The organism is Escherichia sp. 10290, from assembly GCF_030295155.1.
Classification (GTDB): Bacteria; Pseudomonadota; Gammaproteobacteria; order Enterobacterales; family Enterobacteriaceae; genus Escherichia; species Escherichia coli_F.
Window position 1 is genome coordinate 3,720,943 of record NZ_AP025741.1, and the last position, 23,596, is coordinate 3,744,538.

23 protein-coding genes are annotated in these 23,596 nt (G+C 51.7%); 8 read left to right on the forward strand and 15 right to left on the reverse strand.

Annotated elements, in window-relative coordinates:
• The first annotated feature begins 10 nt into the window (after window positions 1-10).
• Together guaD and ghxQ are read left to right on the forward strand one after the other, a co-directional pair.
• Window positions 11-1,327, forward strand: coding sequence for a guanine deaminase (gene guaD / locus QUE74_RS18815; RefSeq protein WP_001354954.1), 1,317 nt, complete (start codon window positions 11-13; stop codon window positions 1,325-1,327).
• Window positions 1,328-1,362: 35 nt separating this feature from the next.
• Window positions 1,363-2,730: a guanine/hypoxanthine transporter GhxQ gene (gene ghxQ / locus QUE74_RS18820; RefSeq protein ID WP_000012163.1), complete on the forward strand. Its 1,368-nt coding sequence runs from the start codon at window positions 1,363-1,365 to the stop codon at window positions 2,728-2,730.
• A gap of 35 nt (window positions 2,731-2,765) precedes the next feature.
• Here ghxQ and QUE74_RS18825 read toward each other — a convergent pair whose 3' ends face one another.
• A complete protein-coding gene (locus QUE74_RS18825; protein ID WP_000838405.1) occupies window positions 2,766-3,254 on the reverse strand; it encodes a 4Fe-4S dicluster domain-containing protein in 489 nt (162 codons plus the stop codon).
• Window positions 3,254-5,173: a formate-dependent uric acid utilization protein YgfT gene (gene ygfT / locus QUE74_RS18830; RefSeq protein ID WP_001354955.1), complete on the reverse strand. Its 1,920-nt coding sequence runs from the start codon at window positions 5,171-5,173 to the stop codon at window positions 3,254-3,256. The genes QUE74_RS18825 and ygfT overlap by 1 nt, the downstream gene beginning before the upstream one ends.
• A gap of 434 nt (window positions 5,174-5,607) precedes the next feature.
• Here ygfT and uacT point away from each other — a divergent pair, with 434 nt between their 5' ends.
• On the forward strand, window positions 5,608-7,056 hold the full coding sequence (uacT, locus tag QUE74_RS18835) for a urate/proton symporter UacT (protein WP_001354956.1): 1,449 nt from the start codon (window positions 5,608-5,610) through the stop codon (window positions 7,054-7,056).
• Window position 7,057: 1 nt separating this feature from the next.
• Window positions 7,058-7,183 (forward strand): protein YqfG, encoded by a 126-nt coding sequence (gene yqfG, locus QUE74_RS18840; RefSeq protein ID WP_001050745.1) that lies wholly within the window; start codon window positions 7,058-7,060, stop codon window positions 7,181-7,183.
• Here yqfG and QUE74_RS18845 read toward each other — a convergent pair.
• On the reverse strand, window positions 7,158-7,250 hold the full coding sequence (locus tag QUE74_RS18845; protein WP_223344823.1) for a hypothetical protein: 93 nt from the start codon (window positions 7,248-7,250) through the stop codon (window positions 7,158-7,160). The genes yqfG and QUE74_RS18845 overlap by 26 nt on opposite strands.
• A 54-nt stretch (window positions 7,251-7,304) precedes the next feature.
• Here QUE74_RS18845 and idi point away from each other — a divergent pair, with 54 nt between their 5' ends.
• Window positions 7,305-7,853: an isopentenyl-diphosphate Delta-isomerase gene (gene idi / locus QUE74_RS18850; RefSeq protein ID WP_001192810.1), complete on the forward strand. Its 549-nt coding sequence runs from the start codon at window positions 7,305-7,307 to the stop codon at window positions 7,851-7,853.
• Window positions 7,854-7,895: 42 nt separating this feature from the next.
• Here the strand turns inward: idi and lysS are convergent, their stop codons facing one another.
• The 5 genes from lysS to xerD all read right to left on the reverse strand — a co-directional run bounded on the left by lysS (window position 7,896) and on the right by xerD (window position 13,982).
• Window positions 7,896-9,413: a lysine--tRNA ligase gene (gene lysS, locus QUE74_RS18855; protein ID WP_000003087.1), complete on the reverse strand. Its 1,518-nt coding sequence runs from the start codon at window positions 9,411-9,413 to the stop codon at window positions 7,896-7,898.
• Window positions 9,414-9,422: 9 nt separating this feature from the next.
• Window positions 9,423-10,521 (reverse strand): peptide chain release factor 2 gene (gene prfB / locus QUE74_RS18860; RefSeq protein WP_001701073.1). Its coding sequence is split into 2 segments (ribosomal slippage): window positions 9,423-10,445 and window positions 10,447-10,521, totalling 1,098 coding nucleotides; the frame shifts between segments, so codons are not numbered across the junction.
• Between the two features lie 90 nt (window positions 10,522-10,611).
• On the reverse strand, window positions 10,612-12,345 hold the full coding sequence (gene recJ, locus QUE74_RS18865; RefSeq protein WP_000813234.1) for a single-stranded-DNA-specific exonuclease RecJ: 1,734 nt from the start codon (window positions 12,343-12,345) through the stop codon (window positions 10,612-10,614).
• A 5-nt stretch (window positions 12,346-12,350) separates the two neighbouring features.
• A complete protein-coding gene (gene dsbC / locus QUE74_RS18870; protein ID WP_000715223.1) occupies window positions 12,351-13,061 on the reverse strand; it encodes a bifunctional protein-disulfide isomerase/oxidoreductase DsbC in 711 nt (236 codons plus the stop codon).
• A 24-nt stretch (window positions 13,062-13,085) separates the two neighbouring features.
• Entirely contained in the window at window positions 13,086-13,982 is an 897-nt protein-coding gene (xerD, locus tag QUE74_RS18875) for a site-specific tyrosine recombinase XerD (protein WP_000806638.1), read from the reverse strand.
• A gap of 111 nt (window positions 13,983-14,093) precedes the next feature.
• On the opposite strand from xerD, the gene fldB reads away from it, so the two are divergent.
• Entirely contained in the window at window positions 14,094-14,615 is a 522-nt protein-coding gene (gene fldB / locus QUE74_RS18880) for a flavodoxin FldB (RefSeq protein ID WP_001055872.1), read from the forward strand.
• A 39-nt stretch (window positions 14,616-14,654) separates the two neighbouring features.
• Here fldB and QUE74_RS18885 read toward each other — a convergent pair whose 3' ends face one another.
• Complete coding sequence (locus QUE74_RS18885; RefSeq protein WP_000244774.1) at window positions 14,655-15,062, reverse strand: protein YgfX; 408 nt, start codon at window positions 15,060-15,062, stop codon at window positions 14,655-14,657.
• Window positions 15,043-15,309 (reverse strand): FAD assembly factor SdhE, encoded by a 267-nt coding sequence (gene sdhE, locus QUE74_RS18890; RefSeq protein WP_000354046.1) that lies wholly within the window; start codon window positions 15,307-15,309, stop codon window positions 15,043-15,045. The genes QUE74_RS18885 and sdhE overlap by 20 nt, the downstream gene beginning before the upstream one ends.
• Before the next feature lie 251 nt (window positions 15,310-15,560).
• On the opposite strand from sdhE, the gene ygfZ reads away from it, so the two are divergent.
• Window positions 15,561-16,541, forward strand: coding sequence for a tRNA-modifying protein YgfZ (gene ygfZ, locus QUE74_RS18895; protein WP_000886106.1), 981 nt, complete (start codon window positions 15,561-15,563; stop codon window positions 16,539-16,541).
• Between the two features lie 195 nt (window positions 16,542-16,736).
• Here the strand turns inward: ygfZ and trhA are convergent, their stop codons facing one another.
• Both trhA and yqfB read right to left on the reverse strand, forming a co-directional pair.
• Window positions 16,737-17,396, reverse strand: a complete 660-nt coding sequence (gene trhA / locus QUE74_RS18900; RefSeq protein ID WP_000250283.1) for a PAQR family membrane homeostasis protein TrhA — start codon at window positions 17,394-17,396, stop codon at window positions 16,737-16,739.
• Window positions 17,397-17,559: 163 nt separating this feature from the next.
• A complete protein-coding gene (yqfB, locus tag QUE74_RS18905) occupies window positions 17,560-17,871 on the reverse strand; it encodes a N(4)-acetylcytidine aminohydrolase (RefSeq protein WP_001182962.1) in 312 nt (103 codons plus the stop codon).
• Between the two features lie 44 nt (window positions 17,872-17,915).
• On the opposite strand from yqfB, the gene bglA reads away from it, so the two are divergent.
• Window positions 17,916-19,349, forward strand: coding sequence for a 6-phospho-beta-glucosidase BglA (gene bglA / locus QUE74_RS18910; protein ID WP_001354958.1), 1,434 nt, complete (start codon window positions 17,916-17,918; stop codon window positions 19,347-19,349).
• 56 nt (window positions 19,350-19,405) lie between these two features.
• Here bglA and QUE74_RS18915 read toward each other — a convergent pair whose 3' ends face one another.
• The 3 genes from QUE74_RS18915 to gcvH all read right to left on the reverse strand — a co-directional run bounded on the left by QUE74_RS18915 (window position 19,406) and on the right by gcvH (window position 23,591).
• On the reverse strand, window positions 19,406-20,149 hold the full coding sequence (locus QUE74_RS18915) for an SDR family oxidoreductase (protein WP_000150658.1): 744 nt from the start codon (window positions 20,147-20,149) through the stop codon (window positions 19,406-19,408).
• A 60-nt stretch (window positions 20,150-20,209) separates the two neighbouring features.
• Window positions 20,210-23,083 (reverse strand): aminomethyl-transferring glycine dehydrogenase, encoded by a 2,874-nt coding sequence (gene gcvP / locus QUE74_RS18920; RefSeq protein WP_000195040.1) that lies wholly within the window; start codon window positions 23,081-23,083, stop codon window positions 20,210-20,212.
• Between the two features lie 118 nt (window positions 23,084-23,201).
• Window positions 23,202-23,591, reverse strand: coding sequence for a glycine cleavage system protein GcvH (gcvH, locus tag QUE74_RS18925; RefSeq protein ID WP_001295377.1), 390 nt, complete (start codon window positions 23,589-23,591; stop codon window positions 23,202-23,204).
• Window positions 23,592-23,596: the final 5 nt, after the last annotated feature.

Sequence of the window (23,596 nt, forward strand, 5' to 3'; positions counted from 1 at the left end):
GGAGTCAATGATGTCAGGAGAACACACGTTAAAAGCGGTACGAGGCAGTTTTATTGATGTCACCCGTACGGTCGATAACCCGGAAGAGATTTCCTCTGCGCTGCGGTTTATTGAGGATGGTTTATTACTCATTAAACAGGGAAAAGTGGAATGGTTTGGCGAATGGGAAGACGGAAAGCATCAAATTCCTGACACCATTCGCGTGCGCGACTATCGCGGCAAACTGATAGTACCGGGCTTTGTCGATACACATATCCATTATCCGCAAAGTGAAATGGTTGGGGCTTATGGTGAACAATTGTTGGAGTGGTTGAATAAACACACCTTCCCTACTGAACGTCGTTATGAGGATTTAGAGTACGCCCGCGAAATGTCGGCGTTCTTCATCAAGCAGCTTTTACGTAACGGAACCACCACAGCGTTGGTGTTTGGTACCGTTCATCCGCAATCCGTTGATGCGCTGTTTGAAGCCGCCAGTCATATCAATATGCGTATGATTGCCGGTAAGGTGATGATGGACCGCAACGCACCGGATTATCTGCTCGACACTGCCGAAAGCAGCTATCACCAAAGCAAAGAACTGATCGAACGCTGGCACAAAAATGGTCGTCTGTTGTATGCGATTACGCCACGCTTCGCCCCAACCTCATCTCCTGAACAGATGGCGATGGCGCAACGCCTGAAAGAAGAGTATCCCGACACATGGGTACATACCCATCTTTGTGAAAATAAAGATGAAATTGCCTGGGTCAAATCGCTTTATCCTGACCATGATGGTTATCTGGATGTTTACCATCAGTACGGTCTGACAGGTAAAAATTGTGTCTTTGCTCACTGCGTCCATCTCGAAGAGAAAGAGTGGGATCGTCTCAGCGAAACCAAATCCAGCATTGCTTTCTGTCCTACCTCCAACCTTTACCTCGGCAGTGGCTTATTCAACTTGAAAAAAGCATGGCAGAAGAAAGTCAAAGTGGGCATGGGGACTGACATTGGCGCAGGAACAACTTTCAACATGCTGCAAACGCTGAACGAAGCCTACAAAGTGTTGCAATTACAAGGCTATCGCCTCTCGGCATATGAAGCGTTTTACCTTGCCACGCTCGGCGGGGCGAAATCTCTGGGCCTTGACGATTTGATTGGCAACTTTTTACCTGGCAAAGAGGCTGATTTCGTGGTGATGGAACCCACCGCCACCCCGCTACAGCAGCTGCGCTATGACAACTCTGTTTCTTTAGTCGACAAATTGTTCGTGATGATGACGTTGGGCGATGACCGTTCGATCTACCGCACCTACGTTGATGGTCGTCTGGTGTACGAACGCAACTAATAATAAAACTTTAACATCCTCGTGAGGACATCATTATGTCTGGAGACATCCTACAAACACCGGACGCACCAAAGCCACAAGGCGCGCTGGATAATTATTTTAAAATTACCGCTCGTGGCAGTACCGTTCGTCAGGAAGTACTGGCTGGCTTAACGACCTTTCTGGCCATGGTTTATTCCGTTATCGTCGTTCCGGGAATGCTGGGCAAAGCAGGTTTTCCTCCCGCAGCTGTGTTTGTTGCCACCTGTCTGGTCGCGGGCTTCGGCTCGTTGCTGATGGGCTTGTGGGCCAACTTGCCAATGGCGATTGGTTGCGCTATTTCCTTAACGGCATTTACCGCATTCAGTCTGGTACTCGGGCAACAAATTAGCGTTCCTGTCGCACTGGGTGCGGTCTTTCTGATGGGCGTCATCTTCACCGCCATTTCTGTAACCGGTGTGCGAACCTGGATATTACGTAATTTACCGATGGGTATCGCTCACGGCACAGGTATCGGTATCGGCCTGTTTCTGCTGCTGATTGCTGCTAACGGTGTGGGAATGGTTATCAAAAACCCGATTGAAGGCTTGCCGGTGGCGCTCGGTGCGTTTACCTCCTTCCCGGTGATGATGAGCTTACTGGGTCTGGCGGTCATCTTCGGTCTGGAAAAGTGCCGCGTACCTGGCGGGATCTTGTTGGTGATTATTGCAATTTCGATCATCGGCTTAATCTTTGATCCAGCGGTGAAGTACCACGGTCTGGTGGCGATGCCCAGTCTGACTGGCGAAGATGGTAAGTCTCTGATTTTCAGCCTCGATATTATGGGGGCACTCCAGCCAACTGTACTTCCGAGTGTACTGGCATTGGTGATGACCGCAGTGTTCGACGCCACCGGTACCATCCGTGCCGTCGCCGGTCAGGCGAATTTGTTAGATAAAGACAACCAGATCATCAACGGCGGTAAAGCCCTGACCAGTGACTCAGTAAGTTCAATATTCTCCGGCCTGGTGGGTGCTGCGCCCGCAGCGGTTTATATCGAATCAGCGGCAGGAACCGCCGCCGGGGGTAAAACAGGGTTGACCGCAACCGTAGTGGGGGCGTTATTCCTGTTGATTCTGTTTTTATCACCACTGTCATTTTTGATCCCTGGTTACGCCACTGCACCCGCTCTGATGTACGTAGGTTTGCTGATGTTAAGTAACGTCTCGAAGCTGGATTTCAACGATTTTATTGACGCAATGGCTGGCCTGGTGTGTGCCGTGTTTATCGTTCTGACTTGTAATATCGTTACCGGTATTATGCTGGGCTTTGTGACACTGGTCGTAGGCCGCGTCTTTGCACGCGAATGGCAAAAGCTGAATATTGGTACGGTAATCATTACTGCCGCACTGGTCGCATTTTACGCGGGTGGATGGGCTATCTAATAGATTCTCCGCGCCTTTCAGCGCGGAGAATTCTTTCAGAGAGGATTCTCACCGCTGGCAACAATACGCTGCTGGCGGACTCGCCTGAGTTCTCTTTCAGTAAGCAACTGCAGCGCCTGTGTCGGGCAAGATTCAACGCAGGCAGGCCCCTCTTCCCGCTGTTCACAGAGATCGCATTTCACAATTTGTTGCCGGGTATCCCCCGGCAACGACTGAATGGTTATCATCCCAAACGGGCACGCACTGACGCAACTCTGACAGCCAATACAACGGGCAGAATTGGCCTGCACCACCTGCTCGCCCATCGTCAGCGCTCCCACGGGGCAAGCGCCAACACAAGGGGCGTTTTCACACTGATGGCACATCACCGGCGCACTGATGCTGTCCAGTCGCTGTACCTTCAGCCGAGGCAAAAAGACATCGGCATTCAACGCCTGTTCTGAAGGGTGAGCGACCACACAGGCCACTTCACAAGTACGGCAGCCAATACAGTCAGCCGGATTAACGATAATTAACGATTTCATCACGATGCCTTCGTATCAAACAGAGTTAACATATCGCGCGCCGCCTGCCTTCCTGCGGCCATTGCAGTGACAACCAGATCCGCGCCATGAACTGCATCCCCACCAGCAAAGACTTTTTTCAGATGCGTCTGGGTGGGTAAATACCCGACGTCCCCGGTTTGAATCAGGCCCCATTTATCGAGCTTAATTCCGCTGCCTTGCAACCACGGCATGGCATGCGCCTGGAAACCAAAGGCCATAATCAGAACATCGGCGGGCAGCTCAAACTCTGAACCCGCTACCGGACGAGGACGACGGCGACCATCCGGCCCCGGCTCACCCATGGCTGTACGAATCAGGCCCACCGCAGTTAAACGCCCATCTTCGTCACAAGCGATATATTGCGGCTGAACATTGAACTGAAACTCGACACCTTCCTCGCGCGCATTGACCACCTCTTTGCGCGAGCCCGGCATACTGACTTCATCACGACGATACGCGCAGGTCACGCTGGCGGCATTGAGGCGGATGGAAGTCCGCAAACAATCCATGGTCGTATCGCCACCGCCCAATACCACGACTCGCTTACCTTCCACATCCGTCAGCGGATACTCTTCAGACTCCGGCAACCCCATGAGCTGGCGGGTATGGGCAGTCAGGAACGGTAGAGCCTGAATGACACCGGGCGCATCTTCATGCGGCAAATCTGCTCGCATCATCCCGTAAGTCCCCACGCCGATGAAAACGGCATCATATTCAGAAGTTAAATCGCTAAAGGTAATATCGCGGCCAATCTCACAGTTGAGATGAAAGTCGATTCCCATTGCGGTGAATATCTCTCGCCGCTGGCTTAAGACTGTTTTATCGAGTTTGAAAGGAGGAATGCCAAAAGTCAGCATACCGCCAATTTCTGGATGGCGATCAAAGACATCAACCTGAACTCCCGCGCGCGCCAAGATATCAGCACACCCTAATCCTGCAGGCCCAGCGCCAATCACCGCCACTTTTTCGATACGGGGAACCACCATGCTGACATCGGGACGCCAGCCCATCGCCAACGCAGTATCGGTGATGTAGCGCTCCAGATTACCGATAGAGACTGCGCCAGAGTGATCTTTCAAAGTACATGCGCCTTCACAAAGACGGTCCTGTGGACATACCCTGCCGCAGATTTCTGGTAAGGAACTGGTCTGGTGGCAAAGTTCTGCCGCTTCAATAATCTTTCCTTCCTGCACCAGACGGATGTAATCCGGAATAGCGTTATGCAGCGGGCAATGCCAGTTGCAGTTAGCTTTTTCGGCGCAATAAACACAGCGGTCACTCTCATAAGTCGCTTGTTGTGGATCCAGCCCGCAATAAATTTCGCCAAAGTGGGTTTTCCGTTCACTCGCTGAAATTTTATCTGCGCCTTTACGCGAGTTAACGGGGAGCAACGCTGCACTGCGAGATGGCTGAGCGTCTGATGACGCTTTTCCTGCTGCCGTTTTGCGCTGGCGGGCCACCTTTATCTGCTGCAACCCTTTATCGTCCATCAGCCGTAACGCCTGTGTTGGGCATACGTCAATACAGGCTTGCGTGCCGGAACTGCGCTGGTTACAAAGGTCGCATTTCTGCGCAATCGTATCGACCATCTCAACGACGCCAAAGGGGCAAGCGATTGCGCATCTTTTACAACCAATACATTTTTGCTCGTCCAGTTGTACGCTATCGGGCTGGAAAGTCAGAGCATTAACCGGACAAGCCGTAACGCAAGGAGCATTGTTGCAGTGATGACAGGCCACCGGATTCGCAGCCTGGCCTTTCCCTACAACGTGGATACGCGGTCGAAAGTCACTGTGACTCAGCGGCCAGTTTTCTTGATTGTGTGCCACCGCACAGGCAATTTCACAAGCATGACAGCCTATACATTCCGCAGCTTCAGCAGCGATAAACTTATTCATTTGCATCCCTTTCATTTAATGAGTTATGTCTTCTCAAAGTTCGCGATGCAATAAACGGGCATATATTAGGTAGAATGACTTTTTAATTATAAGTTTGTGACTAAGTTCAAATTATTACCCCTCAATCTGTGCCGCTTTCATTATTTCAACATTGCCGACCAAAAGAGCGCTATCCAGATAAAAACGATTAAATGCGAGAGTGCGACATGCCAGAATGATTAATGAAATATCAATATGAGAAAATTACAGATAATTCCATTGTCAGGTTCTCTTCTCATTTTCGTGGTTTAACCACGATTATGTGATTGCCTCCGCAATTCCTGTCTCTAACTCCCCTTCCTCGCAAAAACTGGCACTCCACGAGCATATGTTTAGACAGTTTCAATAACGTAAACGGTTGCTTTTTACTCTGGCGGGCGAAAGGAGAAACACTGATGAGCGCCATAGATTCCCAACTTCCCTCATCTTCAGGGCAAGACCGCCCAACTGATGAGGTTGACCGCATATTATCACCAGGAAAGCTGATCATACTCGGTCTGCAACACGTCCTTGTAATGTACGCAGGTGCAGTCGCTGTTCCTCTTATGATTGGTGACCGACTGGGCCTCTCAAAAGAAGCTATTGCGATGCTCATTAGCTCGGATCTCTTTTGCTGCGGGATCGTCACATTATTACAATGTATCGGTATCGGCCGCTTTATGGGGATCCGTCTGCCGGTGATTATGTCGGTAACCTTTGCTGCTGTAACACCAATGATAGCCATTGGCATGAACCCGGATATCGGCCTGCTGGGGATATTTGGTGCCACTATCGCCGCGGGATTTATCACCACATTATTAGCACCACTTATCGGTCGCTTAATGCCTTTATTCCCGCCACTGGTTACCGGTGTGGTTATTACTTCTATCGGGCTTAGCATTATTCAGGTCGGTATTGACTGGGCCGCTGGAGGTAAAGGGAATCCGCAATATGGTAATCCCGTTTATTTAGGTATCTCCTTTGCCGTCTTAATTTTTATCTTGCTCATTACTCGCTATGCGAAAGGATTTATGTCCAACGTCGCCGTATTACTGGGGATTGTATTTGGCTTTTTACTTTCGTGGATGATGAATGAAGTCAATTTGTCCGGGCTACATGATGCTTCGTGGTTTGCGATTGTCACCCCAATGTCGTTTGGTATGCCGGTATTTGACCCCGTTTCTATTCTAACCATGACCGCTGTGTTAATCATCGTGTTTATCGAGTCGATGGGGATGTTCCTGGCACTGGGTGAAATAGTCGGTCGTAAACTCTCTTCGCACGATATTATTCGCGGGCTGCGTGTCGATGGTGTAGGGACAATGATAGGCGGAACGTTTAACAGCTTCCCCCACACGTCATTTTCTCAAAACGTTGGCCTGGTTAGCGTGACGCGCGTTCATAGTCGCTGGGTGTGTATTTCTTCGGGGATCATATTAATCATGTTTGGCATGGTGCCCAAAATGGCGGTGCTGGTAGCCTCGATTCCGCAATTTGTGCTTGGCGGCGCAGGGCTGGTGATGTTCGGCATGGTACTGGCGACGGGGATTCGAATTCTGTCGCGCTGTAACTACACCACTAACCGTTACAACCTCTATATTGTGGCGATCAGTCTCGGCGTTGGCATGACTCCGACGCTCTCTCACGATTTCTTTTCTAAGTTACCGGCCGTACTGCAACCGTTGCTGCATAGCGGCATTATGCTCGCAACCCTTAGCGCCGTTGTGCTGAACGTCTTCTTTAATGGCTATCAGCATCATGCTGATCTGGTGAAGGAATCCGTCTCTGATAAAGATTTAAAAGTCAGGACAGTACGTATGTGGCTTCTGATGCGCAAGCTGAAGAAAAATGAGCATGGAGAATAATATGAATCTTTTAATGCGCGCTATATTCAGTCTGTTGTTGCTTTTTACTCTCTCTATTCCTGTCATTTCTGACTGTGTTGCAATGGCCATTGAAAGTCGCTTCAAATATATGATGCTGCTTTTTTAAATGGTTTTACCTGTCGACATCCGCTCAAAACGGGCGGTTGTCGATAAACGCTCACTTGGTTAATCATTTCACTCTTCAATTATCTATAATGATGAGTGATTAGAATTACATGTGAGAAATTATGCAAACGGAACACGTCATTTTATTGAATGCACAGGGAGTTCCCACGGGTACGCTGGAAAAGTATGCCGCACACACGGCAGACACCCTCTTACATCTCGCGTTCTCCAGTTGGCTGTTTAATGCCAAGGGGCAATTATTAGTTACCCGCCGCGCACTGAGCAAAAAAGCATGGCCTGGCGTGTGGACTAACTCGGTTTGTGGGCACCCACAACAGGGAGAAAGCAACGAAGACGCAGTGATCCGCCGTTGCCGTTATGAGCTTGGCGTGGAAATTACGCCTCCTGAATCTATCTATCCTGACTTTCGCTACCGCGCCACCGATCCGAGTGGCATTGTGGAAAATGAAGTGTGTCCGGTATTTGCCGCACGCACGACCAGTGCGTTACAGATCAATGATGATGAAGTGATGGATTATCAATGGTGTGATTTAGCAGATGTATTACACGGTATTGATGCCACGCCGTGGGCGTTCAGCCCGTGGATGGTGATGCAGGCAGCCAATAGTGAAGCAAGAAAATTGTTGTCTGCTTTCGCGCAGCACAATTAAAAAACCCCGACATTTGCCGGGGTTGTGAGCATAACGTAATGCTTATTTCACCGGACGCATCGCCGGGAACAGAATAACGTCACGGATGGTATGGCTGTTGGTGAACAGCATTACCATACGGTCGATACCAATTCCCAGACCTGCTGTCGGCGGTAAGCCGTGTTCCAGTGCGGTGACGTAATCTTCGTCGTAGAACATCGCTTCGTCGTCGCCTGCGTCTTTCGCGGCAACCTGATCCAGGAAGCGCTGCGCCTGATCTTCCGCGTCATTCAGCTCGCTAAAACCGTTACCGATTTCACGACCACCAATGAAGAACTCAAAGCGGTCAGTGATTTCCGGGTTAACGTCATTACGACGCGCCAGCGGAGAAACTTCTGCCGGATATTCAGTAATGAAGGTCGGCTGAATCAGATGTGCTTCTGCCACTTCTTCGAAGATCTCGGTAACGATACGGCCCAGACCCCAGCTCTTCTCAACATGGATGCCGATAGATTCAGCAATCGCTTTCGCAGAGTCGAAGTTGTCCAGATCCGCCATGTCGGTTTCCGGGCGATATTTCTTGATCGCTTCACGCATGGTCAGTTTTTCGAACGGTTTACCGAAGTCCAGCGTCACGTCGCCGTAGGTCACTTCGGTCTTACCGAGAATATCCTGTGCCAGAGTACGGAACAGCGATTCGGTCAGCTCGATCAGATCTTTGTAATCCGCGTAAGCCATATAGAGTTCCATCATGGTGAACTCTGGGTTATGACGTACGGAGATACCTTCGTTACGGAAGTTACGGTTGATTTCGAATACACGCTCGAAGCCACCAACCACCAGGCGCTTGAGGTACAGTTCCGGCGCGATACGCAGGTACATGTCGAGATCCAGCGCATTGTGATGGGTGATAAACGGACGCGCCGCCGCGCCGCCTGGGATCACCTGCATCATCGGCGTTTCAACTTCCATAAAGCCACGATTCACCATGAACTGGCGAATGCCAGAGAGGATCTGCGAACGCACTTTAAAGGTGTTGCGGGATTCATCGTTAGAAATGAGATCCAGATAACGCTGACGATAGCGCGCTTCCTGATCCTGCAAACCGTGGAATTTGTCCGGCAGCGGACGCAGTGCTTTGGTCAGCAGACGCAGCTCGGTGCAATGGATCGACAGTTCGCCAGTTTTGGTTTTGAACAGTTTACCTTTCGCGCCGAGGATATCGCCGAGATCCCATTTTTTGAATTGATCGTTATAAACACCTTCCGGCAGATCGTCACGAGCCACATACAGCTGAATGCGACCACCGACATCCTGCAGAGTAACGAAGGAGGCTTTACCCATAATACGACGGGTCATCATGCGGCCAGCAACGGCAACTTCGATGTTCAGCGCTTCCAGTTCTTCGTTTTCTTTGCCGTCGAATTCTGCGTGCAATTGGTCAGAGGTATGATCGCGACGAAAATCGTTCGGGAAGGCAATCCCCTGCTCACGCAGGTTCGTCAGCTTCTCACGACGCGTTTTCAGCTCATTATTAAGATCGACTACCGCGTCAGCGCCCTGTGCGTGTTGTTCAGACATGTTGGTTCCTCATAACCCTGCTTTCAAACTTGCTTCGATAAATTGATCCAGGCTGCCGTCCAGCACTGCCTGCGTGTTGCGGGTTTCTACCCCGGTGCGCAGATCTTTAATGCGGGAGTCATCAAGGACATAAGAACGAATCTGGCTGCCCCAGCCGATATCAGATTTGTTATCTTCCATCGCCTGTTTCTCGGCATTTTTCTTCTGCATCTCCAGTTCATAAAGCTTCGCTTTCATCTGCTTCATGGCCTGGTCTTTGTTCTTGTGCTGGGAACGGTCGTTCTGGCATTGGGTCACAATCCCGGTTGGGATGTGAGTAATACGCACCGCAGATTCGGTACGGTTAACGTGCTGACCACCCGCGCCGGATGCGCGATAAACGTCGATGCGCAGATCCGCCGGATTGATTTCGATATCGATATCATCATCGACTTCCGGGTAAACAAACGCGGAGCTGAACGACGTGTGGCGACGACCGCCGGAGTCAAACGGGCTCTTGCGCACCAGGCGGTGAACGCCGGTTTCTGTACGCAGCCAGCCGTAAGCGTAATCGCCGGAGATTTTGATAGTCACGGATTTAATACCCGCCACTTCACCTTCCGACTCTTCGATGATTTCAGTTTTGAAACCACGCGATTCAGCCCAGCGCAGATACATACGCTCAAGCATGCTCGCCCAGTCCTGTGCTTCCGTACCGCCAGAACCTGCCTGAATATCGAGGTAGCAGTCGGCGCTATCATATTCGCCAGAGAACATACGACGGAACTCAAGCTGCGCCAGTTTTTCTTCCAGGGCGTCGAGTTCAGCAACGGCTTCGTTAAAGGTTTCTTCGTCGTCAGCTTCTACAGCCAGCTCCAGCAGACCAGAAACATCTTCCAGCCCCTGTTTCATTTGGTCGAGGGTGTCGACAACGGCTTCGAGGGAGGAACGCTCTTTACCCAGCGCCTGTGCGCGTTCGGGTTCGTTCCAGACATCCGGCTGTTCCAGCTCGGCGTTTACTTCTTCCAGACGCTCTTTCTTGGCGTCGTAGTCAAAGATACCCCCTAAGAACGTCGGAGCGTTCCGTGAGGTCCTGAATGCGATTATTTACCGGATTAATTTCAAACATGGTCTGATTTCTTTTATTGAGCTAGTCAAAATGCGGTGATAAGAGCGGGATTGTACCGAATCCACGCTCTTTTTTATAGATAATATGACGCTAAATTGGCCAGATATTGTCGATGATAATTTGCAGGCTTCGGTTGCCACGAAACTCGTTGATATCCAGCTTGTAAGCCAGTTGCACTTCGCGCACGCCGTTATCCGGCCAGAGGGCGGTATCGACATTAAAAGCAATACCGTCCAGCAGCGGACCGCCGCCGACCGGTTCGACCATGACTTTCAAATGACGTTCACCCACCAGTCGCTGTTGCAGCAGACGGAAATGACCGTCAAACAGCGGCTCCGGGAACATCTGCCCCCACGGGCCAGCATCGCGCAGCAGCTGCGCCACTTCCATGGTCATTTCGGCTGGGCTTAGCGGACCGTCTGACACCACTTCGCCTTGCAATAGCGAAGGGTCCAGCCACTCAGTAACCAGTTCGCCAAACCGTTGCTGAAAGAGTTCGAATTTATCCTCTTCCAGCGACAGGCCTGCCGCCATCGCATGACCGCCAAACTTCAGCATCATGCCGGGGTAGAGTGTGTCTAGCCGCTCCAGCGCATCACGCATATGCAGCCCCTGAATGGAGCGACCGGAACCTTTCAGCGTACCGTCACCCGCAGGCGCAAAAGCGATAACCGGACGGTGAAAACGCTCTTTAATACGCGAAGCCAGAATACCGACAACGCCCTGATGCCATTCCGGGTGATACATTGCCAGCCCGCCGGGTAGCGTGTCGCGGCTGCGCTCCAGTTTCTCGCACAGGGTCAGGGCTTCAACCTGCATTCCCTGTTCGATCTCTTTTCGCGTCTGGTTTAGCGCATCGAGTTCATTTGCCAGTACTCGCGCTTCGCCGATGTTGTCGCACAGCAACAGCGCCACACCAACGGACATATCATCCAGTCTCCCGGCTGCATTGAGACGTGGCCCCAGCGCAAAACCTAAATCGCTGGCGGCGAGTTTTTGCGCATCGCGGTTGGCCACTTCCAGCAACGCTTTAATCCCTGGACGGCACTTTCCGGCACGGATGCGACTCATCCCCTGCCAGGTCAGAATGCGATTATTAGCATCCAGCGGCACGACGTCCGCCACTGTCCCCAACGCGACCAGATCCAGCAGTTCTGCCAGGTTAGGAATTGCGATGCCGCGCTCATCAAACCAGCCCTGATCGCGCAAAAAGGTGCGCAGCGCCAGCATCAGATAAAACGCCACCCCCACGCCTGCCAGTGATTTCGACGGGAAATTGCAGTCGCGCAAGTTAGGGTTAATGATCGCTTCCGCCGCGGGTAATGTTTCGCCCGGCAAATGGTGATCGGTAACAATAACCGGAATGCCCAACGATCGAGCATGTTCAACCCCCGCATGGGAGGAAATGCCGTTATCCACCGTGACAATTAACTGCGCGCCACGGGCATGGGCCTGATCGACCACTTCCGGGCTTAAGCCGTAACCGTCTTCGAAACGGTTTGGTACCAGGTAGTCGATATTGCTGCAACCAAGCGAGCGCATCGCCAGCACGCTTAGAGCCGTGCTGGTGGCACCGTCGGCGTCGAAGTCACCGACCACCATAATCCGCGTTCCTTCGCGAAAAGCGTTGTAAAGGATCTCAACGGCCTTTTCGACGCCGCTCAGTTGCTGCCAGGGCAGCATACCTTTTACACTACGTTCCAGTTCTTGCGCACTGCGTACTCCCCGGCTGGCATATAAACGGCGCAGCAAGGGAGGCAATTCAGCGGGCAAGTCTGCCGTTTCATCGACTTCACGGCGACGAAGTTGTATCTGTTGTTTCACGCGAATTATTTACCGCTGGTCATTTTTTGGTGTTCGTCGAGGAATTCTTTCATCTCTTTCGGCGGCTGGTAACCCGGAACAAGTGTGCCATTGCTCAGCACAATTGCCGGAGTGCCACTAACGCCAAGCTGGACGCCAAGTGCGTAATGATCGGCAATATCGATATCGCAACTTGCCGGAGTGGCAGCTTTACCCGCCATCACATCATCAAACGCTTTCTTTTTATCTTTCGCACACCAGATGGCTTTCATTTGTTGCTCAGCCTGGCTCTCCAGCCCCTGGCGAGGGAAAGCAAGATAACGCACGGTGATCCCCAGCGCGTTGTAGTCTGCCATTTGCTCATGCAGTTTGTGGCAGTAACCACAGGTAATATCAGTAAACACGGTAATGACGTGTTTTTCCTGCGGCGCTTTATAAACGATCATCTCGTTTTCAAGCGCGTTCAGCTGCTTTAACAACATCTTATTAGTGACATTGACCGGAGTCGTTCCGCTAACGTCATACATTGGTCCCTGAATGATATGTTTACCATCATCAGTGATGTACAACACACCGCTGTTAGTCAGAACTGTCTTCATACCAGCCACGGGCGCAGGCTGAATATCACTGCTTTTGATGCCCATTTTGGCTAACGTTTGTTGAATTGCCGCGTCATCAGCCTGAGCAAAACCAGAAAACGCCGCCAACAACGTAAATAACATAAAACCTTTCTTCATAAATCTTCCCGTTCTTTTCAGACATCACGCCCGCGGGTGATGCTGTTGATGAAGTTGCCGCAGACGCTCGGTAGCGACATGCGTATAAATTTGCGTGGTGGAGAGATCGCTGTGGCCCAGTAGCATCTGCACCACGCGTAAATCCGCACCATGATTTAATAAATGAGTGGCAAAAGCGTGACGCAACACATGCGGTGACAGCTTTTCGCTGTCGATACCCGCCAGCACAGCATAATGTTTAATGCGGTGCCAGAAGGTTTGTCTCGTCATCTGCTGCGCGCGCTGACTGGGAAACAACACGTCAATTGACACACCGTTTAGCAACCACGGTCGCCCGTGTTCCAGATAAGTTTCCAGCCAGTAAACCGCCTCTTCACCTAACGGCACAAGGCGTTCTTTGTTGCCTTTACCAATGACCCGCACTACGCCCTGACGCAGGCTGATATCACTCATTGTCAGCCCGACCAGTTCAGAGACTCGCAGCCCGGTAGCATACAACACTTCAAGCATGGCTTTATCGCGCAGCTCCAGTGGCTGATCAATTAATGGTGCCTGTAATAATCGTTCGACCTGCGCTTCGCTTAAATCTTTTGGCAAACGCTGGGGCAATTTCGGCGAAGCGAGATGCGCGCTGGGATCGTCTTCACGAAACTTTTCGCGATAAAGATACTGGAACAATCGGCGCACTGCGCTCAGCAAACGCGCTGAGCTGGTGGCTTTATACCCACCCTCCAGCCGTTCTGCCAGTAATGCCTGCAAATCGTCACTTTGCGCCGTCGCCAGCGTCAACCCGCGGTGATGCAACCACTCCACCATCATTGACAGATCGCGACGGTATGCGTTCAACGTATTTTCAGCCAGATTTTTTTCCAGCCACAGAGCATCAAGAAACTGCTCGATGCGTGCCAGATCCTGTTTCACTTGCGCCCCTTATGGTCACTCATTTGATCCATTATGCCTTATTGTGCCGTGACTAAAGCGATTCTGATACACTAGCCGCAAAAGCCACAGCAGAATCGAGAAGCTTACGTTATGAATATGGGTCTTTTTTACGGTTCCAGCACCTGTTACACCGAAATGGCGGCAGAAAAAATCCGCGATATTATCGGCCCAGAACTGGTGACCTTACATAACCTCAAGGACGATTCCCCGAAATTAATGGAGCAGTACGATGTGCTCATTCTGGGCATCCCGACCTGGGATTTTGGCGAAATCCAGGAAGACTGGGAAGCCGTCTGGGATCAGCTCGACGACCTGAACCTCGAAGGTAAAATTGTTGCGCTGTATGGGCTTGGCGATCAACTGGGGTATGGCGAGTGGTTCCTCGATGCGCTCGGCATGCTGCATGACAAACTCTCGACCAAAGGCGTGAAGTTCGTCGGCTACTGGCCAACGGAAGGATATGAGTTTACCAGCCCGAAACCGGTGATTGCTGACGGGCAACTGTTCGTGGGTCTGGCGCTGGACGAAACTAACCAGTATGACCTTAGCGACGAGCGTATTCAGAACTGGTGCGAGCAAATCCTCAACGAAATGGCAGAGCATTACGCCTGATGTCACTGACGGCTTAGCACACAGGCTTTGCCGTCATCTTTATCTTTGCGTCTCTTGTTGCAACAAAATCCGCCGTAAATCCCGCCATTCGGCTTCGTCCATGCTGTCGGCTGCCAGCCACAAGTGCTGACGTTTACCGCTATCAGAACGTAAACGCAACATCATGCCGCTTTTAATCATCCACGGCGCTTTGACGATGCACCACTCCTGCCCTTGCCAACGCAAACGCCCGTCCATCAACAGGCGAATTTCCCCCTGGCGAGCATTAATGCGTCGCTGGCTGCGAACGCAATCAAACACCACCAGCGAAAGTAACACCATCCATAACGGGGTGTAACTTAACGGCCAGGGCATGAGTAAAATAACAGCGGCAACCAGCCCATGAATCAGCAAGGAAAGCCACTGCGCGCGCCAGGAGACGCGTAAATCAGATTGCCACAGGACCACGTTCCCGATTCCGTGTCTGGATGAGTCGGACCATCATTTCCAGTTCTGCATCGGCCGGTTTACCATGATTCATCAGCCAGTTGAACAGATCGGGATCGTCACATTCCAGCAGACGAATAAAGATGCGTTTTTCGTCATCACTTAAGCTGTCGTACTCATGTTCGAAAAACGGCATGATTGAAATATCGAGTTCGCGCATACCACGGCGGCATGCCCAGTGAATGCGGGCTTTGTTATTAATGTCCATCTTCTTCCTGTCTCACGAAAATCCAGTACCAGGCTATTGTAACGTGTTTTTCGACTTCTTTTGCGGGAATATCAGTAAACACAATCGCGATCGCGAAATTAACCCACAATATTTCAAGGGCTTCATTTTTTTGGAAGTCGCCTCGCAAAGCATATCAGAAGGCACAGATCGCGTAGTGAAAGCACTTGCATTGCCTCATAGCTCTTTTACCATTAGTCATAAATACGCCGTTTGTAAAACAGGACTCCATTATGGCTTTTACACCTTTTCCTCCCCGTCAGCCTACGGCTTCTGCCCGTTTACCGCTGACGCTGATGACGCTTGATGACTGGGCGCTTGCCACCATTACTGGCACGGACAGCGAAAAATATATGCAGGGTCAGGTGACAGCAGATGTCAGCCAGATGACAGAAGATCAGCACCTGCTCGCCGCCCATTGCGACGCCAAAGGTAAAATGTGGAGCAATTTACGTCTGTTCCGCGACGGCGACGGCTTTGCGTGGATTGAACGGCGCAGCGTGCGCGAGTCGCAACTGACTGAACTGAAAAAATATGCGGTGTTCTCTAAAGTGACCATCGCGCCAGACGATGAACGTGTGCTGCTTGGTGTTGCCGGTTTTCAGGCACGCGCCGCGCTGGCAAATCTCTTTAGTGAACTGCCTACGAAAGAAAAACAGGTAGTTAAAGAAGGCGCGACCACTTTGCTATGGTTTGAACACCCGGCAGAACGTTTCCTGATCGTAACCGATGAAGCTACCGCCAATACGCTGACCGATAAACTGCGCGGTGAAGCGGAACTGAACAATAGCCAACAGTGGCTGGCATTAAACATTGAAGCGGGTTTTCCGGTGATTGATGCCGCCAACAGCGGGCAGTTTATCCCACAGGCGACCAACCTCCAGGCGTTGGGCGGCATCAGCTTTAAAAAAGGCTGCTATACCGGACAAGAGATGGTGGCACGGGCTAAATTCCGCGGTGCCAACAAACGTGCCCTCTGGCTGCTGGCAGGTAGCGCCAGCCGACTGCCGGAAGCGGGTGAAGATTTAGAGCTGAAAATGGGCGAGAACTGGCGTCGTACCGGTACGGTGCTGGCTGCGGTAAAACTGGAAGATGGTCAGGTCGTGGTACAGGTCGTCATGAATAACGATATGGAACCGGACAGCATCTTCCGCGTGCGTGACGATGCGAATACATTGCATATCGAGCCGCTGCCCTATTCGCTCGAAGAGTAAATCTCTGTATCGCATCAGGCATTTATCGCCTGATGCGACGCTGACGCGTCTAATCATGCCTGGGATTTGATGCCTTTATCACAACAAGGACGCGGCCCGTAGGTCGGATAAGGCGTTCACGCCGCATCCGGCGGTTGCGCTCCGATGCCTGATGCGACGCTGACGCGTCTTATCATGCCTACAACGGCGCACCAATTACGCCTGCCCAATATACAAATAGATCGCCAGAAAGTGGCACACGCTGCCGCCGAGCACAAAGCCGTGCCAGATGGCATGATTGTACGGAATGCGTTTGCAGACATAGAAAATCACCCCGAGCGAATAAACCACTCCGCCTACCGCCAGTAAGGTAACACTGCCCGCCGCGAGCTTAACTGCCATTTCATAAATTACCACCAGCGACAGCCAGCCCATCGCCAGATAAGTCACCAGAGATAAAATTTTGAATCGGTGCGCGATGGTCAGCTTGAACAGAATCCCCAACAGCGCCAAGCTCCAGATAACAATCATCAACCCGCGCGCTAACGGAGAATCCAGCCCCACCAGCAAAAACGGCGTGTAGGTTCCGGCAATCAATAGATAAATGGCACAGTGGTCAAATTTCTTCAGCCACATTTTTGCCCGTTGATGGGGAACGGCGTGATAAAGCGTCGAAGCAAGAAACAGCAGGATCATACTGCCGCCATAGAGGCTGTAACTGGTTATCGCTGTGGCGCTGGCATTGAGATCCACCGCCTGAACCAGTAACAACACCAGCCCAACGATACCAAACACCAGCCCAATGCCGTGACTGACGCTGTTGGCAATTTCCTCTGCCAGCGAATATCCCTGCTTAATGAGGGGCTTCTGAACCATAACTTACTCCGGAGAAACGTACACGCACATGTATACTCCTCCAGCGTAACTGAGAATAGTTCCAGTGAACACCTGTTAGCTAAAATAAATTCTGATTTGAGACTAATCTCCGAAAAATCATGAAATTAAATGCGAAATTTCAACTAACAGGCGTGAGTTCAATTTAAAGGTATTTAAATTCAATTACATAAAACTGTGTCTGCCCAGGATAGATGTCGGCAATGACCTTTTTCAGTTCAGGCAGGGTCATATTTTCCTGTTGTGCATGTTTTTCCGTCAACGTATCCAGCGTTACGGTTGATGTTGCAGTGACTTCAATCGTGCAAAAATAACCGTCATCTTCAAAGCGCCCGACACGAAGCACATCCCCCGTTTTGAAGTGCGATTCAGACTCGTCGCGGATGGTGATGGTTTTACGCCCAGCCAGAATGTCATCCTGGAAACGTTGAAAAAAAGTGATGTCGTTTGGCTGCATGGTACTATTTCCTGTAAGAATTGACTCATCTGGAGCCTATGATAGTGAAAAAACTCACCTTACCGAAAGATTTCTTATGGGGCGGCGCAGTTGCCGCTCATCAGGTCGAAGGCGGCTGGAACAAAGGCGGCAAAGGGCCGAGCATTTGTGACGTTCTGACCGGTGGCGCACACGGCGTGCCGCGCGAAATCACCAAAGAAGTCTTGCCAGGAAAATACTATCCAAACCATGAAGCCGTTGATTTTTATGGTCACTACAAAGAAGACATCAAGCTATTTGCCGAAATGGGCTTCAAATGTTTTCGCACTTCCATCGCCTGGACGCGCATTTTCCCAAAAGGTGATGAAACTCAGCCAAACGAAGAAGGGCTGAAGTTCTACGATGATATGTTCGATGAACTGCTGAAATACAACATCGAACCGGTGATCACCCTCTCCCACTTTGAAATGCCGTTGCATCTGGTGCAGCAATACGGTAGCTGGACCAACCGTAAAGTGGTTGATTTCTTTGTACGTTTCGCGGAAGTGGTATTTGAACGCTATAAGTATAAAGTCAAATACTGGATGACCTTCAACGAAATTAACAACCAGCGTAACTGGCGTGCACCGTTGTTCGGTTACTGCTGCTCTGGCGTGGTGTATACCGAGCATGAAAACCCGGAAGAGACGATGTATCAGGTGCTGCATCACCAGTTTGTCGCCAGCGCCCTGGCAGTGAAAGCCGCGCGTCGCATTAACCCGGAGATGAAAGTCGGCTGTATGCTGGCGATGGTGCCGCTCTATCCATATTCCTGTAACCCGGACGATGTGATGTTCGCTCAGGAGTCGATGCGCGAACGCTACGTCTTTACCGATGTGCAGTTGCGTGGCTATTACCCTTCCTATGTGTTGAACGAGTGGGAGCGTCGCGGATTTAACATCAAAATGGAAGACGGCGATCTCGATGTACTGCGTGAAGGCACCTGCGATTATCTTGGTTTCAGCTATTACATGACCAACGCAGTGAAGGCCGAAGGCGGCACCGGCGATGCGATCTCTGGTTTTGAAGGCAGTGTACCGAACCCATTTGTTAAAGCGTCGGACTGGGGGTGGCAGATTGATCCGGTGGGTCTGCGCTATGCACTATGCGAACTGTATGAGCGTTATCAGAAGCCGCTGTTTATTGTCGAAAACGGTTTTGGCGCTTACGACAAAGTGGAAGAAGACGGCAGCATCAACGACGACTACCGCATTGATTACCTGCGCGCCCATATCGAAGAGATGAAAAAAGCGGTGACTTACGATGGCGTGGACCTGATGGGCTACACACCGTGGGGCTGCATCGACTGTGTATCTTTCACCACCGGGCAGTACAGCAAACGCTACGGCTTTATCTATGTGGATAAACATGACGACGGTACTGGCGATATGTCGCGTTCACGTAAGAAGAGCTTTGACTGGTACAAAGAGGTGATTGCCAGCAACGGCGAGAAGCTTTAAGTCGATGAAGTACCGGATGCAATACTCGTTGCATCCGGTCAGATAACTTTCCTGTTTTATTTTCCACCCGCCAAATCGATAAAACTTCCCGTGACATAAGAGGCTTTATCACTTAACAGCCAGACGATGGCCTGCGCGACCTCTTCCGCCTGTCCGCCACGCTGCATGGGGATGTTCGACTTAACGCGATCAACGCGTCCAGGTTCGCCACCGCTGGCGTGCATTTCGGTATAAATAAACCCTGGCCGCACGCCGTTAACGCGGATCCCCTGCGCGGCGACTTCCAGCGACAGCCCTGTGGTTAACGTATCAATCGCCCCTTTCGAGGCCGCATAATCAACGTATTCCCCCGGAGATCCCAGCCGTGAGGCCACTGAAGAGACGTTGACGATAGCACCGCCATTACCGCCATTTTTAAGCGCCATGCGTTTTACCGCCTCGCGGCAACAGAGAAAATATCCCGTCACATTGGTGGAAAGTACCCGGTTGATTCGCTCTGCGGTAAGGTTTTCTACGGTGCACTGGGTAAACAAGATCCCGGCGTTATTGACCAGCGCGGCTAGCGGTTCATCGTGCTGATCGATTGCTGTAAACATTGCGATGACCTGATTTTCGTCGCTGATATCCGCCTGAAGCACGAATGCCTTGCCACCGGCTTGCGTGATTAACTTCACCACTTCCTGCGCCGCGTGGAGGTTTTGCTGATAATTAACCGCCACCGTATACCCTTCTTGCGCCAACAGTAATGCAGTTGCCCGCCCGATGCCGCGACTGCCACCGGTCACAAGTGCTATAGTCATTTGTTTTCCTAAAAAAATAAAGGCGCCGAAGCGCCTTTAGAAGATAGTCGAATCAGTAAATTACTGGTATTCGCTAATCGGTACGCAGGAGCAGAACAGGTTACGGTCCCCGTAAACATCATCCAGACGTTTCACTGTCGGCCAGTATTTGTCTGCCACGCCTGCCGGGAATACTGCAACTTCACGGCTGTACGGATGCGCCCACTCGGCGACCAGTTCGCTCTGAATGTGCGGCGCGTTCACCAGCGGGTTATCTTCCAGCGGCCAAACACCGGCTTTCACCTGGTCGATTTCTGCGCGGATAGACAGCATCGCATCGATAAAACGATCCAGTTCCACTTTGCTTTCAGATTCAGTCGGTTCAACCATCAGCGTCCCCGCCACCGGGAACGACATAGTCGGCGCGTGGAAACCATAGTCGATCAGGCGCTTGGCAATATCCAGCTCGCTGATGCCGGTTTCTTCTTTCAGCGGGCGAATATCGAGAATACATTCGTGCGCCACGCGGCCGTCGCGACCGGTATACAGCACCGGGAAGGCATCCTGCAGGCGGCTGGCAATATAGTTGGCGTTGAGGATTGCCACCTGGCTTGCTTTTTTCAGCCCTTCTGCGCCCATCATGCGGATGTACATCCAGCTAATTGGCAGAATAGAAGCGCTACCGAACGGTGCCGCAGAAACCGCGCCCTGACGGGTTAACATGCCTTCGATTTGCACCACACTATGACCCGGAACAAACGGTGCCAAATGCGCTTTCACGCCGATCGGTCCCATACCCGGACCACCACCGCCGTGCGGAATGCAGAAAGTTTTATGCAGGTTAAGGTGCGAAACGTCCGCACCAATAAAACCCGGCGAAGTGATACCAACCTGGGCGTTCATGTTCGCGCCATCAAGGTAAACCTGACCGCCGAACTGATGCACGATTTCACACACTTCACGGATCGTTTCTTCGTACACGCCGTGGGTGGAAGGATAGGTCACCATAATGCAGGAGAGATTATCGCCCGCCTGCTCCGCTTTCGCGCGCAGGTCAGTCAGATCGATGTTGCCGTTTTTATCACACGCCACAACCACCACCTGCATTCCTGCCATATGCGCGGAAGCCGGGTTAGTGCCGTGCGCAGAAGCCGGGATCAGGCAGATATCGCGATGCCCTTCGTTGCGGCTTTCATGATAATGACGAATCGCCAGCAGCCCCGCGTATTCGCCCTGAGCGCCAGAGTTCGGCTGCATACAGACGGCGTCGTAACCGGTCAGTTTCACCAGCCAGTCAGCCAGTTGGGCGATCATCTGCTGATAACCTTCGGCCTGTTCCGGCGGGCAGAACGGGTGCAGTTCGGCAAATTCCGGCCAGGTGATTGGGATCATCTCGGCGGCGGCGTTCAGTTTCATGGTGCAGGAACCCAGCGGGATCATCGCCTGATTCAGCGCCAGATCTTTACGCTCCAGCGAGTGCATATAGCGCATCATTTCGGTTTCGCTGTGGTAGCGATTAAACACCGGATGGGTGAGAATTTCGTCATCGCGCAGCATTGCAGGCTGAATAGAACGGCTGTCGTGAGCCACGTCTTTGTCCAGCGTGTCGATGTCCAGTCCGTGATTATCGCCCAGCAGTACGCTGAAAAGCTGCATCACGTTTTCGCGCGTGGTGGTTTCATCAAGGGTGATCCCAACCGCATTCAGAATATCGCTACGCAGGTTGATTTCAGCCGCTTCGGCACGCGCCAGCACGCCCGCTTTGTCGGCCACTTCCACACACAAAGTATCGAAATAGTGCGCATGGCGCAGCTTCAGACCTTTTTGTTGCAGGCCCGCTGCCAGGATATCGGTCAGACGGTGAATGCGATTAGCGATACGTTTCAGGCCAACCGGGCCGTGATAAACGGCATACAGGCTGGCGATGTTTGCCAGCAGTACCTGCGAAGTACAAATGTTGGAGTTCGCTTTCTCACGGCGAATATGTTGCTCGCGAGTCTGCATCGCCATGCGCAGCGCGGTATTGCCAGCTGCATCTTTCGATACACCAATAATACGGCCCGGCATTGAGCGTTTGTATTCATCTTTCGCCGCAAAGAATGCCGCATGTGGGCCACCGTAGCCCATCGGTACGCCAAAGCGTTGCGCCGAACCAAAGACAATATCCGCGCCCTGTTTACCCGGTGCAGTTAACAGCACCAGCGCCATAATATCGGCGGCGACGCTGACTACAATTTTGCGTGATTTCAGTTCGCTGATAAGCGCAGTGTAGTCGTGAATTTCACCGGTAGTGCCAACCTGCTGTAACAGCACGCCGAAGACGTCCTGGTGATCGAGAACTTTTTGCGCATCGTCGACAATCACTTCAAAACCAAAGGTTTCTGCGCGTGTACGTACTACATCTAAGGTTTGCGGATGCACGTCAGAAGCAACGAAGAAGCGGTTGGCATTTTTCAGTTTACTGACGCGTTTTGCCATCGCCATTGCTTCGGCGGCAGCGGTGGCTTCATCCAACAAAGAAGCAGAGGCCATATCCAGCCCGGTCAAATCCAGCGTTACCTGCTGGAAGTTAAGCAGTGCTTCAAGGCGGCCCTGGGAGACTTCAGGTTGATACGGAGTATACGCGGTATACCAGCCCGGATTTTCCAGCATGTTACGCAGGATAACCGGCGGTAGCTGCACGGCGGTGTAACCCATGCCGATGTAAGACGTGAAGCGTTTATTGCGACTGGCAATAGCCTTGAGTTCCGCCAGCGCGGCGTATTCGGTCGCCGGTGCGCCAACCTGCGGCGGGGTCGCAAGCTGAATATCTTTCGGCACAATCTGGCCGGTCAGCGCGTTTAACGATTGTGCGCCAACGGCATTCAGCATTTCTTGCTGTTGCGCGGCGTCCGGTCCGATATGGCGTTCAATAAAAGCGCCGCTGTTTTCAAGCTGGCTTAACGTCTGTGTCATGAGCGATGGTTCCTGAAACGTGCAGTGAATTGTGAACCTCTCTCCTTGCGAAGAGAGTGAGGGTGAGGCGTAAATGTTCCTCACCCTAATCCTCTTCCGCAGAAGAGGAATAAAGCCGTTACTCGTCTTCTAACAATGCTTCGTATGCGGTCGCATCCAGCAGTGATTCCAGTTCGCTTTCATCGCTGGCTTTTATTTTAAAGATCCAGCCGCCTGCATACGGTTCGCTGTTCACCAGTTCCGGAGAATCGCTCAGTGCGTCGTTTACCGCCACGATTTCACCGCTTACTGGCGCATAAATGTCTGACGCCGCTTTTACCGATTCGGCAACCGCGCAGTCATCGCCCGCGCTTACCGTAGCGCCCACTTCCGGCAGGTCAACAAACACCATATCGCCTAACAGCTCCTGAGCGTGCTCAGTGATGCCAACAGTGTAAGTGCCGTCGGCTTCTTTACGCAGCCATTCGTGTTCTTTGCTGTATTTCAGTTCTGCTGGTACGTTGCTCATCAATT